The organism is Halorubrum sp. SP3, from assembly GCF_005435195.1.
GTDB lineage: Archaea > Halobacteriota > Halobacteria > Halobacteriales > Haloferacaceae > Halorubrum > Halorubrum sodomense.
This window is the reverse complement of sequence record NZ_SGTU01000467.1, coordinates 1-368: the sequence shown is the minus strand read 5'-3', so window position 1 is coordinate 368 and position 368 is coordinate 1. Positions and strand designations below refer to the sequence as shown.

1 protein-coding gene is annotated in these 368 nt (G+C 60.6%); it reads left to right on the top strand.

The window, feature by feature from the left end:
* The coding region (locus EXE42_RS19025; RefSeq protein WP_158293788.1) for a DUF2213 domain-containing protein at positions 1 to 368 on the top strand (368 nt) is incomplete at both ends.

Here is a 368-nt window from a genome sequence, read left to right as displayed (position 1 = left end):
AGCCCCGAGTACAACGACGGCCAGCAGGCCGAACTGTATATCCCCGCGAACGACACCGACGCCGTCCGCTTCGCGATTCAGAACGACGAAGTTTCTATCGGCTTCAGCGGCGTCTTAGACTGGGTCGAAGATCCCGACGAGGAGACGCCGTCGATCACCACCGACGCTGGTGACACGGTGTATGCCGACGCCGTTCAGCGGAACATGGCATACGATCACATCGCCTCGGTGGAGAACGGGCGGTGTCCTCCTGAGAAGGGGTGTGGGCTTCATACTGACGATATTGGACATGGACACGTCGTAGACGCCGAACACGACATCACCGCGAAATACGACGAGGGTGACTGGCTCTCGTGGGGGGGGAGTGG